Below are 15,295 nucleotides of genomic sequence, written 5' to 3' on the forward strand. Positions count from 1 at the left end.
TCCGTTTCAGGCCGTTGGACTTCCGTCAGCGCTCGGGATTGTCCGCATTCGCAAGCGGACCGGGACGGCCGTCCGGCTGATCCTCACCTTCGCGCTGGTCGCGGTCTTCGAGATCGGTTTCGACGAGATAGGTATCGCCGGCGCCGAGCCGCGAGGCCTCCTTGACCGCCTCCTGATCGGTCATGTCCATCTGTGCGTGGAGCGCGTCTTCAACGCGTTCCCGCCCTTCCCGTTCGAAGCGGGCGGATTCGCCGTTCTCGGTCGTCTTGCGTTCGGCGTCCATCATGGTTCCTTTCTGCTTTCTCTCGCCGCCGCAAGATGCGCGGCCGCTCATGCTCAAAACCCCTGGACGGACGACATGTTCCGTTGCCGAAATTGGAACCAAAGCGGCGCAGACCGGTTGGATTTCTGCAAGAAACCGAGGAGGCAGACATGCCAGCGAAATCCAAGTCACAGCAGAAGGCCGCCGGCGCGGCGCTCGCCGCCAAGCGCGGCGAAATCAAGAAGAGCGAGCTCAAGGGCGCTTCAAAGGGCATGGAGAAATCCATGAGCGAGAAGGAGCTGCACGACATGGCCTCGACCAAGCGCAAGGGCAAGCCCGAGCACGCCGCGCGACACTGAAGTCATCGGAACCTTCATGAAAGGGCGAGCGTTACCGGACGCTCGCTTTTTGTTGTCCGGGATAGTCCATGCCGTCGAGTTCAGCAGACACGCCTCAATCCCATGACCTCGAACCCCGCAAGGGCAGCCCCAGTCCGCGCATGGACGAAGCCGAATTCAAGCGACGCTTTCTCAATCAATTCCAGGATCAGGCCTATGCGCCGCTGACCGTCGAACTTCAGCGCGTCGCGGACGCTGCCTGGGACGCTTATTATAACTCCCGCAAAAGCCCGAAGACCCGTAAGGCCGGATCGGAATTTGCCGATCCGAACTACGATCTCGCCATCGACTGGCTGAATGCGCGCGAGGCGATCCAGGCGGCTGAGGCCCGCCACCGGGACCCGTCCGGCCCGCGCCGCTTCCTCCTGATCAGCGGTTCCTCGCGCAGCGAGCATACCTGTCCCGGAGAGATTTCGAAGAGCTATCGTCTGACCAAGATTGCGGAGGACGTGTTGCGACAGGCTTCGGACACCTCGGTAGAGATCCTCGATCTCAGCCGGCTCGCTTCGGAATACGGCCGTCAGATTCATCCCTGCAAAGCCTGTTTCTCCACGTCGGCGGCGCTCTGTCACTGGCCCTGCTCCTGTTATCCCAACTATTCTCTCGGCCAGGTGCACGACTGGATGAACGAGATCTATCCGCTTTGGGTGGAGGCTCACGGCGTCATGATCATCACACCGGTCAACTGGTATCAGGTCTCGTCGCCGGTAAAACTGATGATGGACCGGCTGGTCTGCGCCGATGGCGGCAATCCCGATCCTACCGCCACGCACGGCAAGAATGCCAGGGAGGCGAAGGAGATCGAAATGCTCGGCTGGAACTATCCTCGGCATCTCGAAGGCCGGATTTATTCCGTCGTCAGCCACGGGGACGTCGAGGGCGCCGAGAACGTGCGCCGCAGTCTTTCCGATTGGTTGCGTTTCATGCGTCTCATCCCGGCTGGTCCGTTGGCCGAGCTGGATCGCTACATCGGCTACTGGGAGCCGTATGCGACCAGCCACGAGGCACTCGACCGTGACGAAGCGATCCAGGAAGAGATACGCAACGCAGCCCTCACCCTTTTGGAGGCCGTGCTTGCCAGACAGGCGGGGCATATGATCGGGGCGGGCGCTCGGCTGAAGGAGCCGCGCTCGAAGTAGATGGAGGAGGAAAAGCTATGCCGCCAGAGGAACTCGATGCGACGTTGACAACCCTGCCGCTCAGGATCGGCGTCTATATTCCCGACGATCTCATGGAAGACTGGTTCGCGCCCGGCACGGGCATGAAGCCGGTCAGCGAGGCAGCCCTCAAGGCTGCCGAAGCCTATGGCCGCCGCTTCGAATGCGAGTTCAAGTATTATCCCGAACGGATGGAAGGCGTCTTCTGGAAATGGGTGCCGGCGCTCTGAAGGGCAAGGAATCGACACCCCGGGGAAAACAAGGCTCGCCGCGCCATTTTCAAGTTTCGCTTCCCCCGCACCGCGGGGGCAAACGAAGTGGTCCGCCTCTGGCGCGGCGGCACTTCACGCAACGAAAGGGGACCGGCGAACTGGAAACGCCCTCGTGATAGGCATATGCCGGATTCACACCGTCCCACGACGCCGTAAACGGGAAAGCCGTCGGGTGGTTCCGTAAAAATTGTGAGCCGGGCAAATAATTTTTTCCTCGTCCGGCTCATCCAATTTCGATCGCCAGGCCTACAGGGCGGCGTAGCGGTCGCGCAGCGCTTCGAACTTGACGAGCTGTTCGGCGATCAGTTCGCGGTTTTCGTCGCGGCGGACGAAGACCTTGAACATGGCCGAGCCCTTCTCGTTCATGAACCAGACCGAACAGGAACGACGACCGTGGAAGGCGCGGTCGACGAAGGTCACCGAAGCACAGTTGTCCTTCCTGATGTGACCGCCGATCGGGCTGTCACCGTGGATATTGAACCAGCCATGAGCTTCGGAGCCGCCCGGCAGGCTGCCTTCGGCTTCCAGAACGATATCGTCGGTATGGACGATGAAGAGGACCTCGCCCCAGCCCGTCATCTCGGCCCAGATATCCAGGAAATGCTCCTTGCCGGCGATGACGGCGGCGCCCTTCGGCAGGATTTCGAGGATCTCGGCCGGCGTGACGTCGGCCTTCGCCGCGATCGCCTCGACGACGCCGTCGGGCTTTTCGGCGAGCGCTGCCGATGCCCGTTCGCGGCGGTCCGGCGTGATGTCGGAAACGGCGTTCATCATAAACCTCAGGCGGCGTCGGCGCGCACGCCGTTCTTGTCTTCGTGGATGATCACGTCGAAACCTTCGAAATGCGGACCGGAGAGATATTCGACCTTGCCGCGGTTCTCACCGGCCTTGGCATGGGCGGCGCGGAACTGTTCCGACTTCGTCCAATCCTGAAAATGCTGGAAAGTTTCCCATACGGTGTGGGTTGCGTAGAGGGTGTGATCCTCGGCCTTCGGACCCTTCAGCAGGTGGAACTCGACATAACCGGGCATTTCGGCAAGGCGGCCCTGGCGGCTGCGCCATATTGCCTCGAAAGCCTCTTCATAGCCCGGCACCACCCGGAAACGGTTCATTGCGATATACATGGATCAGTCCCTCACTTAAGTGTCATTTTCGGCTCAAGATATCTGCGGCCGTTCCCCTTGAAAAGCCTAAAAAACTTGCGTAGTCAACTCAAGTTATTGCCGTGCGAGCGGCGAAGCGGGGGCCTGTGCGAGCCTCGGCACAGGCAAGAAAGGGGCAGAGCATGATGGGGTCTTCTTTTAATTTCCGCGGGCTTTTCGCGGCTGTCGCGCTGGCTGCGGGTCTGATGGCGGGCGGCGCGGGAGCGGCCGACAAGGGCAATCCGGAAGCCAAGCGCATCGTCTCGATCGGCGGCACGATCACCGAAATCCTCTATGCGCTCGGCGCCGAAGACCGCATCGTGGCGCGGGACTCCACCAGCTTCTATCCCGATGCGGCCAATTCCAAGCCCGATGTCGGCTATATGCGGCAGCTTTCGGCGGAAGGCATTCTCGGCCAGAAGCCCGACCTGATCCTGATGGAGGAAGGGTCCGGCCCGCCGCCGGTCATCGAAATCCTGAAAGCGAGCGAAGTGCCGATGGTGGTGGTCCCGACACCGCCGAAGGTCGACGCGATCGGCCGGAAGATCCGCGACGTAGGCGCGGCGGTCGGACTTTCCGACAAGGCCGAGGCATTGGCGGCCAAGACCGAGGCGGACCTCAAGAAGCTCCAGGAAGACGTCGCGAAGATTCCCGGGCCGAAAAAGAAGGTTCTCTTCGTCCTGTCGCTGTCGAACAACCGCGTGATGGCCGGCGGCGCCGACACGGAGGCGGGCGCCGTTGTCGAACTGGCTGGCGGCATCAATGCGGCGCCGACGATCAACGGCTACAAGCCGCTCGCCGACGAGGCGGTGATCGCCGCCCAGCCGGACGTGATCCTCTCCATGTCGCGCGGCGACCACGCCATCACGCCGGATCAGGTCTTCGCCATGCCCTCGATGCAGACGACGCCGGCCGCCGCCAACAAGGCGCTCGTCACCATGGACGGCCTGCTGCTGCTCGGCTTCGGCCCGCGCACGCCGGAAGCCGCCCGCAGGCTCGCCGCCGACATCTATCCCGGAGCGATCAACTGATGAAGGCGCTCGCCATGCCCCTTCGCGCCGCGGCCGACGGCGACCGGACGCGTCAGGGCGCAGTGGTGCTCGGGCTGCTCGCCGTGCTGCTCTTCGCCGCCTGCCTCGTCTCGCTCGGGATCGGTCCGACCGGCGTGGGCCTGCGCGATCTCTGGGCTTACGCGACCGGCAACGGCGACAGTCTTTCGACCCAGGAGCGGGTGATCCTCGAAGCGGTGCGCCTGCCGCGCACGGCGCTCGGGCTGTTGGTCGGCGCCGGGCTTGCCGTCTCCGGCACGATGATGCAGGGCCTGTTCCGCAATCCGCTGGCCGATCCCGGCATCGTCGGCGTCACCTCGGGCGCGGGGCTCGCTGCCGTCGCCGCGATCGTGCTCGGCAACGGCGTGCTGGCGCCGGTGGCGATGCTGCTCGGCAACCAGTTCCTGCCGCTGATGGCCTTCTTCGGCGGCCTTTTCAACACCTGGATGCTCTATCTGATCGCCACCCGCGACGGCCGCACTTCGACCACGGCGCTCATCCTTTCGGGGATTGCGATCGGCGCGCTATCGGCGGCACTCATGGGCCTGCTGATCGTGATGGCCGACGACCGGCAGCTTCGCGACATCACCTTCTGGAGCCTCGGCTCGCTCGGCGGCGCCACGTTCGGCCGCGTCTTTTCGATCCTGCCGTTCATAGCGGCCGTGCTCGTCATCATGCCATTCGTGGCGCGCGGGCTCGACGCGCTGATCCTCGGCGATGCGGCCGCCTTCCACATGGGCATTCCGGTGCAGCGGCTGAAGAAGATCGTCATCGTCGCGGTTGCGGCCGCCTGCGGCTCCACCGTCGCCGTCGCCGGTTCGATCGGTTTTGTCGGCATCGTCGTGCCGCATCTGCTTCGCCTCGTCATGGGGCCGTCGCACCGCTTCCTGCTGCCGGGTTCGGCGCTCGGGGGAGGGGCGTTGCTGCTCATCGCCGACAGCGTCGCCCGCACGGTGGCCGCGCCGGCAGAACTGCCCATCGGCGTCGTCACCGCACTGTTCGGCGCGCCGGTCTTCCTCTTCCTGCTCATCGGAAAGAACGGCATCATGCGGGACCTGCCATGACCGGGACCATGATCTCAGCCGAACACATCACCGTCACGCGCTCCGGCCGCAAGCTTCTCGACAATGTCGGCGTCGAGTTGAAGCCCGGCCTGTTCACCGTCGTCATCGGTCCGAACGGCGCCGGCAAATCGACGCTGATGAAGGTGCTTTCCGGCGAGATGAAGCCTGATACGGGCTTCGTCTCCTACTATGGCACGAGCCTCGATCTGTGCCGCCCGGCCGATCTTGCAAAAAGGCGTGCTGTCCTGCCGCAGGCGACACAGCTTGCGTTTCCCTTCACGGCGCTCGAAATCGCCCGCATGGGCGCGGTGGCGCAAGGGGCGCTGAACCCGACGGAACAGGCGCGCCAGGCATTGTCCCGCGTCGGTTTGCGCGGCTTCGAAAGCCGGCCCTATCCGTCGCTATCGGGCGGCGAGCAGCAGCGGGTGCAGTTCGCCCGGGCGCTCGCCCAGGTGCCGCAGCCGGTCGTGGACAGCGTGCCGCGGGCGCTGTTCCTCGACGAGCCGACGGCAAGCCTCGATCTCGGTCATCAGATATCCGTGCTGGAAATCGCCCGCGATTTTGCCGACGCCGGCGGGATCGTGCTCGCCATCCTGCACGACCTCAACCTCGCTTCGGAATTCGCCGACCATCTCCTGGTGCTGAACCATGGCAGGGTGGTCGCCGAAGGCGCCTGCGCGGAAACGGTGAGCGACGAGATCATCGCGAGCGTCTACGGGATCGCGGGCGCCGTCGGGCGGCTGCCGGCGGAAGATATTCCTTACGTCCTGCCGCAATCGCGGCATCGCTAGGCATGGTCAGGCTCCCGGTTCCGGCCGGGTGACGACGAAGACCGCCGGACCGATCATCAGGACCGCGACCAGCACCGCCCGCCAGAAGGGCGGCGAGGTGCCGAACCAGAAGATCGCATAGCTTGCCGCCATCATCGCGACGGCGGCGATCTTGGCCCTGCGGGGGATGGCGCCCTTTTCCCGCCAGTTCCTGAGCGGCTCCCCGAATCTCGGATGGTTCATCAGCCAGGCCTCCAGCCGCGGCGAAGAGCGCGCGAAACAGGCCACCGCCAGCAGCAAAAACGGCGTGGTTGGCAGGACCGGCAGGAAGGCGCCCGCGACGCCGAGCGCGACGAACAGCCAGCCGAGGGCAAGAAACAGGAGACGCATGAAAGCTCTTTGATGAAATGATTCAGGAGAGCACTTGAAGTCCATGTTTACGCACGATGTCCAGCAATTTCAGGGCCGGTCCGCTTGGGCGTTTCGCGCCTGTTTCCCATTTCTGGACCGTCGATTCGCTCGTGTTGAGGTAGCGGGCGAAGACCGGCTGGCTGACATGATTTCCCTCACGTAAGGCTTTAATATCGCTTGGAGAAAGATCTGCAGGCATTGAAAGACAAGCCTCATCGAAGGTCCGCATCGTTTCCTTGCCTATGGTCCCGGCTTCATACATGCCCTCCACGGCGCTATGGATCGCCTCGAAGGCGTCGCTTTTGAATTTCCGTCTAGTTGTCATTGCAAATCTCCATCAGTGCGCCGCTTTTCAATTCGGCAGCCAAGGCATCGGCCGTCTTTTTGCGGTAGAGTTCCGCGAGTTTCCGAAAGGCTGCCAATTCGTCGTCGTCGATATTGGCCCGGTTCTGCTTGGCGAAGAGATAGGTATAGATCCAGAATTCTCCGGCCTTCGCCAGAATGATCGACCGGTGCCGGTTGTCGTTCAGGCGTTTCTTGAAAACGCCACCTCCAAGGTCGTCGGGGCCTGACCCAGGGCGACCTGGGCGATTGCCTTGCAGAGCTCATGGTCTGAGATCCGGGCTTTCCGCGCCGCTCGGGTAAACCACGCTGTCTTGAATACCCGATGGGCCATGTTTCTTATATAGCACCAGGTGCTATGCTTATCAAGCGTATCGTCGTGCTAAGTATCTGCCCTTCCCATTTCACCGATGCCCGTTATAGTGCCGGCGACTTCAACAGCCTTCAGGAGACATGATGTCGAAGAAGAAAGTGCTTGTCGTGGGCGGTGCCGGCTATATCGGCTCCCATACCTCTCTGGTACTGGCGGAACGGGGCTACGAACCGATCGTTTTCGACAATCTTTCGAATGGTCACGCGGAGTTCGTCCGGTGGGGGCCGCTGGAACAGGGCGACATCCGCGACCGCGCCCGGCTCGACGAAGTGTTCGCGACCCACAAGCCGGATGCGGTTCTGCATTTCGCGGCGCTGATCGAGGTGGGGGAATCGGTGAAGAACCCCGTCGCCTTCTACGACAACAACGTCATCGGCGCGCTGACGCTGCTCTCCGCCGCACTCGATGCCGGCGTGAAGGCTTTCGTCTTCTCCTCGACCTGCGCGACCTACGGCCTGCCGGAGCGAGTGCCGATGGACGAGACGCACGGTCAGGCGCCGATCAATCCTTACGGCCGCACCAAGTTCATCATCGAGCAGGCGCTCAAGGACTACGGCACCTATAAGGACCTGAAATCGGTGATGCTGCGCTATTTCAACGCGGCCGGCGCGGATTTCGAAGGCCGGATCGGCGAATGGCATACGCCCGAGACGCATGCGATCCCGCTGGCGATCGAGGCCGCGCTCGGCCGCCGCCAGGGCTTCAAAGTGTTCGGCGACGATTACGACACCCGCGACGGCACCTGCGTGCGCGACTATATCCACGTTCTCGACCTTGCGGACGCGCATGTGCGCGCCGTCGATTACCTGCTTGCGGGCGGCGAGACGGTGGAGCTCAACCTCGGCACGGGAACCGGCACGACGGTGAAGGAATTGCTGGCGACGATTTCGGAGGTTTCCGGAAAGCCCTTTCCGGTGGAATATGTCGGCCGGCGCGAGGGTGATTCCACCTCGCTGGTCGCCAACAACGACAAGGCGCGGGCGGTGCTCGGCTGGGAGCCGAAATATACCCTCACCGACATCATTCGTTCCGCGTGGGACTGGCACTCGCGCTCGAACCACCACGTCGTTTGAGGAAAAGCCATGGCGGAAGGCGAGGTCAGGCTCGAGGAAAGCTGGAAACGGGTGCTCGGACCGGAATTCGAGAACCCTTACATGAGCGAACTCAGGCGCTTCCTCGTCGCCGAAAAACAGGCGGGCAAGCGCATCTTTCCGAAGGGCGGCGAATATTTCCGCGCTCTCGATCTGACGCCGCTCGAACAGGTGAAGGTCGTCATCCTCGGCCAGGACCCGTATCACGGATTTGGCCAGGCGCACGGGCTTTGCTTCAGCGTCCGGCCGGGCGTGCGCATCCCGCCGTCGCTCGTCAACATCTACCAGGAGCTCCAGAGCGATCTCGGCATTTCGCCCGCCAAGCACGGCTTCCTCGAACATTGGGCAAGCCAGGGCGTGCTGCTTCTGAACAGCGTGCTGACCGTGGAGGAGGCGAGGGCGGCCTCGCATCAGGGGCGCGGATGGGAACGTTTCACCGATGCCGTCATCCGCGCCGTCAACGAGGAAGGCGACGGGGTCGTCTTCATGCTCTGGGGTTCCTATGCCCAGAAGAAGGCCGCCTTCGTGGATACGAAAAAGCATCTCGTGCTCAAGGCGCCGCATCCGTCGCCGCTCTCCGCCCATAACGGTTTCTTCGGTTGCCGGCATTTCTCCAAAGCCAATGACTTCCTTGTTTCGCGCGGCCGCGAGCCGATCGACTGGCAATTGCCGGAACGGCCTGTTCTGTGAACGATTAACTATTCTCCGTCTACGGTAAGTGAACGATGCGTTCGGACCCGGCCGTCTATCCAAGCAGGACCCGGTGAACCAAATATCGCCCCAGAACAACGGCTCGCTGAGCCAGAAAAGGGGTTTACAATGCTCGACCAGATCAAGGGCCTCCACCACGTCACGTCCATGGCTGCGAGTGCCGGCATCAACAACAGGTTCTTCACCGACACGCTCGGCCTGCGCCGGGTGAAGAAGACCGTCAATTTCGACGCTCCGGATGTCTACCATCTCTATTACGGCGACGAAGTCGGCACGCCCGGCTCGGTGATGACCTACTTCCCGTTCCCGCATATCGCCCGCGGCCGTCCCGGCACCGGCGAAGTCGGCACGACGCTTTTCTCCGTTCCGGAAGGCTCCTTCGGCTTTTGGACCGACCGGCTGACCAAGGCCGGCGTCGAAGGTTTGAAGACGGATAGCGCTTTCGGTGAAAACCGCCTGCACTTCGCGGGTCCGGACGGAGACGGTTTCGCGCTCGTCGAAGTCAAGGACGATCCACGCGCACCCTGGACCGGCAACGGTGTCGGCGAGGCGGAAGCGATCCGCGGTTTCCATTCCGCTTCGCTTCGTCTGCGCGATGAGGGTGCCACCGCCGAGCTCCTGAAATACATGGGCTACAGCCAGATCGATGCCAAGGACGGCGTGACCCGCTTCGGCGTGCCCGGCGGCAACGGCGCCGATGTCATCGATATCGAGACCATGCCGAATATCAGCGGCGCGCGGCTTGGCGCCGGCTCGGTCCACCACATCGCCTTTGCGGTCGAGAACCGCGAGAAGCAGCTCGAAGTCCGCAAGGCGTTGATGGATACCGGCTATCAGGTCACCCCTGTCATCGACCGCGACTACTTCTGGGCGATCTACTTCCGCACCCCCGGCGGCGTGCTCTTCGAAGTCGCCACCAACGAGCCGGGCTTCAACCGCGACGAGGATACCGCCCATCTCGGCGAAGCGCTGAAGCTGCCGAAGCAGCATGCGCACTTGAGAGAAGCCCTCGAACAGCATCTCGAACCCATCGAGTAACGGTTCGAGCACCAGGAGAATCAGATGAGTTACGACAGCTATGTGCACCGGGCGAGACCCGGTGCGCCTGGGGCGCCGATCCTGTTCGTCTTTCACGGCACCGGCGGCGACGAGAACCAGTTCTTCGATTTCGGCGGCAGGCTCATTCCAACCGCCACGGTGATCTCGCCGCGCGGCGACGTGTCCGAACATGGCGCGGCGCGCTTCTTCCGGCGCAAGGCGGAGGGCGTCTACGATTGCGACGATCTGGCCCGGGCGACCGAGCGGATGAGCGAATTCGTGGCCGCCAACCGCGACCGCTACGAGTCCTCGACAGTGCTTGGTCTCGGCTTCTCGAACGGCGCGAACATCCTCGCCAACATCATGATCGAGAAACCCGGCCTCTTCGATGCGGGCGTACTGATGCATCCGCTGATCCCGTTTCAGCCGGAGGATCGCAAGGCCGGTGAGCAGGCGCATGTACTGATCACCGCCGGCCAGCACGATCCGATCTGCCCCGTGCCGCAGACCGCCGCGCTTGCCGACTATTTCAGGCGGCAGGGCGACAACGTGGCGCTCGAATGGCATGCGGGCGGCCACGAGATACGGCCGAACGAGATCGAGGCGGCCAAGAAATTCTTTGCGCCTTACGGGGCTTGATGCCTGCCCCTAACCCTAACCCTCTCGCCGCAGAAACGGGGAGAGGGAACGTGCCAAACGCAATATTCGAAAGTGGAAGAGGCGGCGCAGCATATCCCTTCTCCCGCGAGCCGGGGAAGGTGGCGGCAGCCGGATGAGGGTCAAGTCCAATGACTTCCGCACTTGCGGCGGAAACGGCCATGTCCGATAGTGACTTGCCGTTTTTCCGGCAGTCCGGGAGGTTTCCATGAGCAACCATCTGAAATTCTTCATCGACGGCGCCTGGGTGACGCCCGCAATCCCCGTCGCGCTTGACGTGATCGATCCCTCGACGGAAGAGGCCTTTACGCAGATCGCGCTCGGTTCCAAGGCGGATGTGGACAAGGCGGTCGCCGCCGCCAAGGCTGCGTTTCCGGTCTTCTCCCAATGGCCGAAGGCGGAGCGGCTTACGCTGCTCAAGCGCATCCTTGCCGAATACGAAAAGCGTTACGAGGATATCGCCGAGGCCGTCTCCAGAGAAATGGGCGCTCCGCTTTCCTTCGCCCGGGATGCGCAGGCCGCAGCCGGTCAGGGCCATCTCAAGGCGACGATCGAGGCGCTGGAGAAATACGAATTCACCGAGCCACGCGGATCGACGATGATCGTCAGGGAGCCGATCGGCGTCTGCGCTCTCATCACGCCGTGGAACTGGCCGCTCAACCAGATTACCTGCAAGGTGGGACCGGCCATCGCCGCCGGCTGCACAATGGTGTTGAAACCCTCCGAAATCGCGCCGATTTCCGGCATCATCTTCGCGGAGGTGATGGAGGCCGCCGGCACGCCGAAGGGCGTCTTCAACCTCGTCAACGGCACCGGGCCGGATGTGGGGCAGGTGATGGCCGGCCATCCGGACGTCGACATGGTCTCCTTCACGGGTTCCACCCGCGCCGGCGTGATCGTGGCGAAGACGGCCGCCGATACGGTCAAGCGCGTGGCCCAGGAGCTCGGCGGCAAGTCGCCCAACATCATCCTGCCGGATGCGGAATTCGAAAAGGCGGTGGCGGACGGCGTCACGGCCTGTTTCGGCAATTCCGGCCAGTCTTGCGATGCGCCGACCCGCATGCTGGTGCCCGCCGGGCGTCATGACGAGGCGCTGGAGATCGCCAGGGCGGCTGCGGAAAAGCTCAAGACCGGCGATCCGCGTGCGGAAAACACCGATCTCGGCCCGGTCGTCAGCAAGACGCAGTTCGACAAGATCCAGCGGCTGATCGAAGCCGGCATTTCGGAAGGGGCGACGCTCGTCACCGGAGGGTCGGGCCGTCCGGAAAACCTCAACCGCGGCTATTACGTGCGCCCGACCGTGTTCGGCCACGTCACCAACGACATGACGATCGCGCGGGAGGAAATCTTTGGGCCTGTTCTGTCGGTCCTTTCCTATGACAGCGAAGAACAGGCGATCGAGATCGCCAACGACACGCCCTATGGACTGGCCGCCTATGTGCAGTCCGGTGATATCGGTCACGCCCGCAAGGTGGCGTCGCGCCTGCGCGCCGGCTCGGTGTTCGTCAACTATCCCGAATGGGATCTCTTCGCGCCCTTCGGCGGCTACAAGCAGTCCGGCAACGGCCGCGAATATGCCGACTGGGGCATTCACGATTTCCTCGAGATCAAGGGCATCGTCGGTTACGGCGCCTGACCGTCAGATATGCGGCTCGGAAAAGGCGGTGCAGGCGCCCACATCCTTCCAGACAGGCTGCCTGCCGGCGCGTTTTGCCTTCCTGTCGGCAAAGGCGAGATAGAGATCGAGGCGGCGGTCGCGAATGCCCGGGACGAGGCCGGTGAGCGAGAAGGGCAGCGGCGTGAAGGGATTGGCGCGATGATAGGCGTGCAGCTCCACCCGAACCGTATGCCGGTCGCTGACGGCGCGTGAATGGAAGGCGTAGGTATCGGCCACCACGAGCGTATTGGCGCGCACCACCACCTTTTGCGGGACGAAATCGCCAAGTTCCAGCAGTTCGGCGGGCGTGATGCGGAACGATCCGTCCGCATGGTGGGTACGTTTGTCGACATTGGCCAGCAGGCTCTGCCGGTATTCCCAGTCCAGCCTCTTTTCGGTGAGCTTGTGGCTGCCGGGCACGAAGACGAAAGGACCGTCGTCCGGGCCGACATCCTGAAGAAACAGCCAGGCCTTGGATGTCGAGTGGAATGTATCCGCGTGCAGGGCCGTCTGCGGATCGGCCTGCTTGATCGCCGGTTCCGCGATGACGGTCTGGATGAAATGGATGGGGTCGCCGCCGACGCCGCCCACATAGCGGATCAGGCCGGTGATCGACGGGTCCCGGCTGAAGCGCGCCAGATCCGGCAGTTTCTCCAGGGCATTCGGATTGATGGGCGTCATGCGCGTCACGGTCTGTCCCTGACGCATCTCGCGCGCCGGCAACGGCTCGTTCTCAAGATAGTCGCGGATGCGCTGGAATACGTCCGGGGGGAGGGCGTTCTCGCGGATGACGAAGCCATCCCGATCGAAGGCTGCCCGCTCTTCCGCGCTCACCGAAGCGCCGAGAAGGCTGCGACGGTAATCAGCCATGCGGGCGGCGAGCCGCACGCGCTCGCGATGCAGGCCGAGTTCGTTGAGACGGGGATGGCCGAGCAGCGGATTCTTGCGGAAGGATTTTTCGCTTCCGAGAATGCCGAGAGCGAAAGCCGGATAACGCCACCACTGAGCAACAGCACGCGACATCAAGACCCCTCGTTTGTTCCTCATTTCTTTCCCGGACAGAATAGTCGGAAACAGGGACGAGGCAAGGGCTTGGACATGTGGCATTCGTCCTCCACGCCTTGAACCCGACGGTGAAAGCCGGTTTATTGGTTTGCCATCTGGTGAGTCCCACGCGAAACGAAGAGCTTGCCGCCATGAAGCGTGTTTTCAATCCGCCCTCCGTCCGCAAGCCGTTCGGACAGTACAATCACGGCCTTCTGGTGCCGCCGGGCGCGAACCTGCTCGTCACCTCCGGCCAGCTCGGCATTTCGCCGGAGGAGAAGATCCCGCCGGATGTGGCAAGCCAGGCGGAGATCTGCTTCAAGGCGATCGGTGCGATCCTGGAAGAGGCGGGCATGACCTATGCGGATGTCATCCGGATCGCCGGCTTCGTGACGAGCCGCGAGGATTTCCCCGCCTATATGGCGGTACGCGACCGCTACACCATGGAGCCGAAGCCCGCCTCGACGCTGATCGTCGTCGGCGGTTTCACCCGCGCCGAATTCCTGGTCGAAGTGGAGGTGACGGCGGCCAAGGTGTTTTGATGAGGCCCTTGGACGCCGTTAGTATCCGCAGCTTCTGAGCTGGGCCTCGTATCTCGCCGCCATGGCGGCGGATTTTTGCGCCGTCTGCCTGACGCCGCTGCCGAACTGACCGCGCGAATAGCCCGCATGGCCGGAATAATAGGCGAGGTAGAGATTGTAGCCGTCGTTGAGCGGAATGCCGTTTTTCTCGTGGCTGCGGCGGTGATACCAGCCGACGAAATGGACCGCGTCGCCGAAATCGCTGCGGCTTGCGCTCCAGCGGCCGGTATCCTTCTTGTAGGTGAGCCACGTGCCGTCGAGCGCCTGGGCATAACCGTAGGCGGAGGAAACGCGTCCCCAGGGGATGAAGCCGAGGACATATTTGCGCGGCGGCTTTGCATAGGGCTGGAAACCGGATTCCACATAGATCGTCGCCATCAGGATCGGCACCGGCACGCCGAACTCCCGCTCGGCGGCTCTCGCCTGGCGCGCCCAGTTGTTGAAAAGCCCGTCCCGCTGCTCGAAGATCGCGCAGGCATTGGTGACCCGGCTCGGCGCGGAGGCGCAAGCGGTCAGCGAAAGGGCCATGAGGGCGATGAAAAACGCAATACGCATCGCTCGAACTCTCGGTTTCGAGAGATTAATAACCGGTAAAATTTAAGGAAAAGTTTAGTGGTCAGTATCAAGTTCGGCATCGGGATCGATATCAAGGACAGGGGCTGATGAGAGAGGTTTTGGCAACGGACCGATTGGCCTTGCGGGAGCTCACGCGAAACGATGTGCCTGTCCTCCACCGCATCTTCGGCGATCCCGGCAGCATGCGCTATTATCCCCGTGCCAAGACCCTGGAAGAGACATTCGACTGGTTCGAAAAGCTTGCCTTTCAAAGCTACGCTGAGAATGGCTTCGGGCTCTGGGGAATGGTCGAGAAAGCGAGTGGCGAACTGATCGGCGACTGCGGGATTACACTTCAGCAGACGCCATCAGGGATGGAGCCGGAGATCGGCTATCATCTGAGGAGCGAATGGCTGGGGCGCGGTTATGCCTTTGAAGCGGCTGCCGGCTGCCGAGATTTTGGCCTGAACGTTCTCGGGCTTCCCCGAATTGTCTCGATCGTCAGTCCGGACAATATTCCTTCCTTGCGTGTCGCCGCGCGGGTTCATCAGCGATGGGAAACCTATCGAACGGTGACGTCGGCCGGGGTAGAGGCGGATCGGTTCCTGTTCATTTCGGAAAAAGGATCGACGGAGATCTCAGATGCCCCGGGCCGGATAGCGGCGGTCGAAGAGCTGGTAAGACGGTTGAGAGGCGAGACGTTACCGTGAATGCGACCGGT

Annotated in this window: 20 protein-coding genes and 1 pseudogene; 13 read left to right on the plus strand and 8 right to left on the minus strand. The window is 62.8% G+C overall.

What is annotated here, in order from left to right; translation table 11 throughout:
* Positions 1 to 25: 25 nt before the first annotated feature.
* Entirely contained in the window at positions 26 to 286 is a 261-nt protein-coding gene (locus ACMGE0_RS03495; RefSeq protein WP_436814451.1) for a hypothetical protein, read from the minus strand.
* A 146-nt stretch (positions 287 to 432) separates the two neighbouring features.
* Between ACMGE0_RS03495 and ACMGE0_RS03500 the strand changes: the two genes are divergently transcribed.
* From ACMGE0_RS03500 to ACMGE0_RS03510, 3 genes are all read left to right on the plus strand, one after another.
* Positions 433 to 621 (plus strand): DUF3008 family protein, encoded by a 189-nt coding sequence (locus tag ACMGE0_RS03500; RefSeq protein ID WP_436814452.1) that lies wholly within the window; start codon positions 433 to 435, stop codon positions 619 to 621.
* 68 nt (positions 622 to 689) lie between these two features.
* Positions 690 to 1,799 (plus strand): flavodoxin family protein, encoded by a 1,110-nt coding sequence (locus ACMGE0_RS03505; protein WP_436814453.1) that lies wholly within the window; start codon positions 690 to 692, stop codon positions 1,797 to 1,799.
* 17 nt (positions 1,800 to 1,816) lie between these two features.
* Positions 1,817 to 2,047, plus strand: coding sequence for a hypothetical protein (locus ACMGE0_RS03510; RefSeq protein WP_436814454.1), 231 nt, complete (start codon positions 1,817 to 1,819; stop codon positions 2,045 to 2,047).
* A gap of 288 nt (positions 2,048 to 2,335) precedes the next feature.
* Here the strand turns inward: ACMGE0_RS03510 and hutX are convergent, their stop codons facing one another.
* Both hutX and hmuQ read right to left on the minus strand, forming a co-directional pair.
* The gene (hutX, locus tag ACMGE0_RS03515; protein WP_436814455.1) at positions 2,336 to 2,863 is read right to left on the minus strand and encodes a heme utilization cystosolic carrier protein HutX; all 528 of its coding nucleotides are present in this window, start codon (positions 2,861 to 2,863) and stop codon (positions 2,336 to 2,338) included.
* A gap of 5 nt (positions 2,864 to 2,868) precedes the next feature.
* The gene (hmuQ, locus tag ACMGE0_RS03520; protein WP_436814456.1) at positions 2,869 to 3,213 is read right to left on the minus strand and encodes a heme-degrading protein HmuQ; all 345 of its coding nucleotides are present in this window, start codon (positions 3,211 to 3,213) and stop codon (positions 2,869 to 2,871) included.
* Between the two features lie 164 nt (positions 3,214 to 3,377).
* Between hmuQ and ACMGE0_RS03525 the strand changes: the two genes are divergently transcribed.
* From ACMGE0_RS03525 to ACMGE0_RS03535, 3 genes are read left to right on the plus strand one after another with little or no spacing between them, the layout of a single operon-like run.
* Positions 3,378 to 4,262: a heme/hemin ABC transporter substrate-binding protein gene (locus ACMGE0_RS03525; protein ID WP_436814514.1), complete on the plus strand. Its 885-nt coding sequence runs from the start codon at positions 3,378 to 3,380 to the stop codon at positions 4,260 to 4,262.
* Complete coding sequence (locus ACMGE0_RS03530; RefSeq protein ID WP_436814457.1) at positions 4,262 to 5,344, plus strand: FecCD family ABC transporter permease; 1,083 nt, start codon at positions 4,262 to 4,264, stop codon at positions 5,342 to 5,344. Before ACMGE0_RS03525 ends, ACMGE0_RS03530 begins: the two co-directional genes overlap by 1 nt.
* A gap of 8 nt (positions 5,345 to 5,352) precedes the next feature.
* The gene (locus tag ACMGE0_RS03535; RefSeq protein WP_436814515.1) at positions 5,353 to 6,135 is read left to right on the plus strand and encodes a heme ABC transporter ATP-binding protein; all 783 of its coding nucleotides are present in this window, start codon (positions 5,353 to 5,355) and stop codon (positions 6,133 to 6,135) included.
* Between the two features lie 6 nt (positions 6,136 to 6,141).
* Here the strand turns inward: ACMGE0_RS03535 and ACMGE0_RS03540 are convergent, their stop codons facing one another.
* The 3 genes and pseudogenes from ACMGE0_RS03540 to ACMGE0_RS03550 form a co-directional block, all read right to left on the minus strand.
* Positions 6,142 to 6,504, minus strand: a complete 363-nt coding sequence (locus tag ACMGE0_RS03540) for a YbaN family protein (protein ID WP_436814458.1) — start codon at positions 6,502 to 6,504, stop codon at positions 6,142 to 6,144.
* Between the two features lie 22 nt (positions 6,505 to 6,526).
* Entirely contained in the window at positions 6,527 to 6,850 is a 324-nt protein-coding gene (locus tag ACMGE0_RS03545) for a helix-turn-helix domain-containing protein (RefSeq protein WP_436814459.1), read from the minus strand.
* Positions 6,840 to 7,201, minus strand: a pseudogene (locus ACMGE0_RS03550) (type II toxin-antitoxin system RelE/ParE family toxin). The gene ACMGE0_RS03545 and the pseudogene ACMGE0_RS03550 overlap by 11 nt, the downstream one beginning before the upstream one ends.
* 122 nt (positions 7,202 to 7,323) lie before the next feature.
* Here ACMGE0_RS03550 and galE point away from each other — a divergent pair.
* From galE to ACMGE0_RS03575, 5 genes are all read left to right on the plus strand, one after another.
* A complete protein-coding gene (galE, locus tag ACMGE0_RS03555) occupies positions 7,324 to 8,313 on the plus strand; it encodes a UDP-glucose 4-epimerase GalE (RefSeq protein ID WP_436814460.1) in 990 nt (329 codons plus the stop codon).
* Positions 8,314 to 8,322: 9 nt separating this feature from the next.
* Positions 8,323 to 9,021, plus strand: a complete 699-nt coding sequence (gene ung / locus ACMGE0_RS03560) for a uracil-DNA glycosylase (protein ID WP_436814461.1) — start codon at positions 8,323 to 8,325, stop codon at positions 9,019 to 9,021.
* A 129-nt stretch (positions 9,022 to 9,150) separates the two neighbouring features.
* On the plus strand, positions 9,151 to 10,080 hold the full coding sequence (locus tag ACMGE0_RS03565; RefSeq protein WP_436814462.1) for a VOC family protein: 930 nt from the start codon (positions 9,151 to 9,153) through the stop codon (positions 10,078 to 10,080).
* A 24-nt stretch (positions 10,081 to 10,104) separates the two neighbouring features.
* Complete coding sequence (locus ACMGE0_RS03570; protein WP_436814463.1) at positions 10,105 to 10,719, plus strand: alpha/beta hydrolase; 615 nt, start codon at positions 10,105 to 10,107, stop codon at positions 10,717 to 10,719.
* Between the two features lie 226 nt (positions 10,720 to 10,945).
* Positions 10,946 to 12,373 carry an aldehyde dehydrogenase family protein gene (locus tag ACMGE0_RS03575; protein WP_436814464.1) on the plus strand — a complete coding sequence of 476 codons (1,428 nt, stop codon included), beginning with the start codon at positions 10,946 to 10,948 and terminating at the stop codon, positions 12,371 to 12,373.
* A gap of 3 nt (positions 12,374 to 12,376) precedes the next feature.
* Here ACMGE0_RS03575 and ACMGE0_RS03580 read toward each other — a convergent pair whose 3' ends face one another.
* Positions 12,377 to 13,417, minus strand: a complete 1,041-nt coding sequence (locus ACMGE0_RS03580; protein ID WP_436814465.1) for a phytanoyl-CoA dioxygenase family protein — start codon at positions 13,415 to 13,417, stop codon at positions 12,377 to 12,379.
* A gap of 173 nt (positions 13,418 to 13,590) precedes the next feature.
* On the opposite strand from ACMGE0_RS03580, the gene ACMGE0_RS03585 reads away from it, so the two are divergent.
* On the plus strand, positions 13,591 to 13,980 hold the full coding sequence (locus ACMGE0_RS03585) for a RidA family protein (RefSeq protein WP_436814466.1): 390 nt from the start codon (positions 13,591 to 13,593) through the stop codon (positions 13,978 to 13,980).
* 18 nt (positions 13,981 to 13,998) lie between these two features.
* Here ACMGE0_RS03585 and ACMGE0_RS03590 read toward each other — a convergent pair whose 3' ends face one another.
* Positions 13,999 to 14,574: a transglycosylase SLT domain-containing protein gene (locus ACMGE0_RS03590; RefSeq protein WP_436814467.1), complete on the minus strand. Its 576-nt coding sequence runs from the start codon at positions 14,572 to 14,574 to the stop codon at positions 13,999 to 14,001.
* Positions 14,575 to 14,681: 107 nt separating this feature from the next.
* Here ACMGE0_RS03590 and ACMGE0_RS03595 point away from each other — a divergent pair, with 107 nt between their 5' ends.
* Complete coding sequence (locus tag ACMGE0_RS03595; protein ID WP_436814468.1) at positions 14,682 to 15,284, plus strand: GNAT family N-acetyltransferase; 603 nt, start codon at positions 14,682 to 14,684, stop codon at positions 15,282 to 15,284.
* Positions 15,285 to 15,295: the final 11 nt, after the last annotated feature.

This window comes from Neorhizobium descurainiae, assembly GCF_051400715.1.
GTDB lineage: Bacteria > Pseudomonadota > Alphaproteobacteria > Rhizobiales > Rhizobiaceae > Neorhizobium.

Excerpts from the sequence above, each read along its gene's own strand:
- ACMGE0_RS03505 (WP_436814453.1), top strand. The coding sequence starts at position 690 with ATGCCGTCGAGTTCAGCAGACACGCCTCAATCCCATGACCTCGAACCC.
- ACMGE0_RS03570 (WP_436814463.1), top strand. The coding sequence starts at position 10,105 with ATGAGTTACGACAGCTATGTGCACCGGGCGAGACCCGGTGCGCCTGGG.
- ACMGE0_RS03495 (WP_436814451.1), bottom strand. The coding sequence starts at position 286 with ATGATGGACGCCGAACGCAAGACGACCGAGAACGGCGAATCCGCCCGC.
- ung (WP_436814461.1), top strand. The coding sequence starts at position 8,323 with ATGGCGGAAGGCGAGGTCAGGCTCGAGGAAAGCTGGAAACGGGTGCTC.
- ACMGE0_RS03580 (WP_436814465.1), bottom strand. The coding sequence starts at position 13,417 with ATGTCGCGTGCTGTTGCTCAGTGGTGGCGTTATCCGGCTTTCGCTCTC.
- ACMGE0_RS03525 (WP_436814514.1), top strand. The coding sequence starts at position 3,378 with ATGGGGTCTTCTTTTAATTTCCGCGGGCTTTTCGCGGCTGTCGCGCTG.
- ACMGE0_RS03565 (WP_436814462.1), top strand. The coding sequence starts at position 9,151 with ATGCTCGACCAGATCAAGGGCCTCCACCACGTCACGTCCATGGCTGCG.
- ACMGE0_RS03500 (WP_436814452.1), top strand. The coding sequence starts at position 433 with ATGCCAGCGAAATCCAAGTCACAGCAGAAGGCCGCCGGCGCGGCGCTC.
- ACMGE0_RS03510 (WP_436814454.1), top strand. The coding sequence starts at position 1,817 with ATGCCGCCAGAGGAACTCGATGCGACGTTGACAACCCTGCCGCTCAGG.
- ACMGE0_RS03575 (WP_436814464.1), top strand. The coding sequence starts at position 10,946 with ATGAGCAACCATCTGAAATTCTTCATCGACGGCGCCTGGGTGACGCCC.
- galE (WP_436814460.1), top strand. The coding sequence starts at position 7,324 with ATGTCGAAGAAGAAAGTGCTTGTCGTGGGCGGTGCCGGCTATATCGGC.
- hmuQ (WP_436814456.1), bottom strand. The coding sequence starts at position 3,213 with ATGTATATCGCAATGAACCGTTTCCGGGTGGTGCCGGGCTATGAAGAG.
- ACMGE0_RS03540 (WP_436814458.1), bottom strand. The coding sequence starts at position 6,504 with ATGCGTCTCCTGTTTCTTGCCCTCGGCTGGCTGTTCGTCGCGCTCGGC.
- ACMGE0_RS03545 (WP_436814459.1), bottom strand. The coding sequence starts at position 6,850 with ATGACAACTAGACGGAAATTCAAAAGCGACGCCTTCGAGGCGATCCAT.
- ACMGE0_RS03595 (WP_436814468.1), top strand. The coding sequence starts at position 14,682 with ATGAGAGAGGTTTTGGCAACGGACCGATTGGCCTTGCGGGAGCTCACG.
- ACMGE0_RS03535 (WP_436814515.1), top strand. The coding sequence starts at position 5,353 with ATGATCTCAGCCGAACACATCACCGTCACGCGCTCCGGCCGCAAGCTT.
- hutX (WP_436814455.1), bottom strand. The coding sequence starts at position 2,863 with ATGATGAACGCCGTTTCCGACATCACGCCGGACCGCCGCGAACGGGCA.
- ACMGE0_RS03530 (WP_436814457.1), top strand. The coding sequence starts at position 4,262 with ATGAAGGCGCTCGCCATGCCCCTTCGCGCCGCGGCCGACGGCGACCGG.
- ACMGE0_RS03590 (WP_436814467.1), bottom strand. The coding sequence starts at position 14,574 with ATGCGTATTGCGTTTTTCATCGCCCTCATGGCCCTTTCGCTGACCGCT.
- ACMGE0_RS03585 (WP_436814466.1), top strand. The coding sequence starts at position 13,591 with ATGAAGCGTGTTTTCAATCCGCCCTCCGTCCGCAAGCCGTTCGGACAG.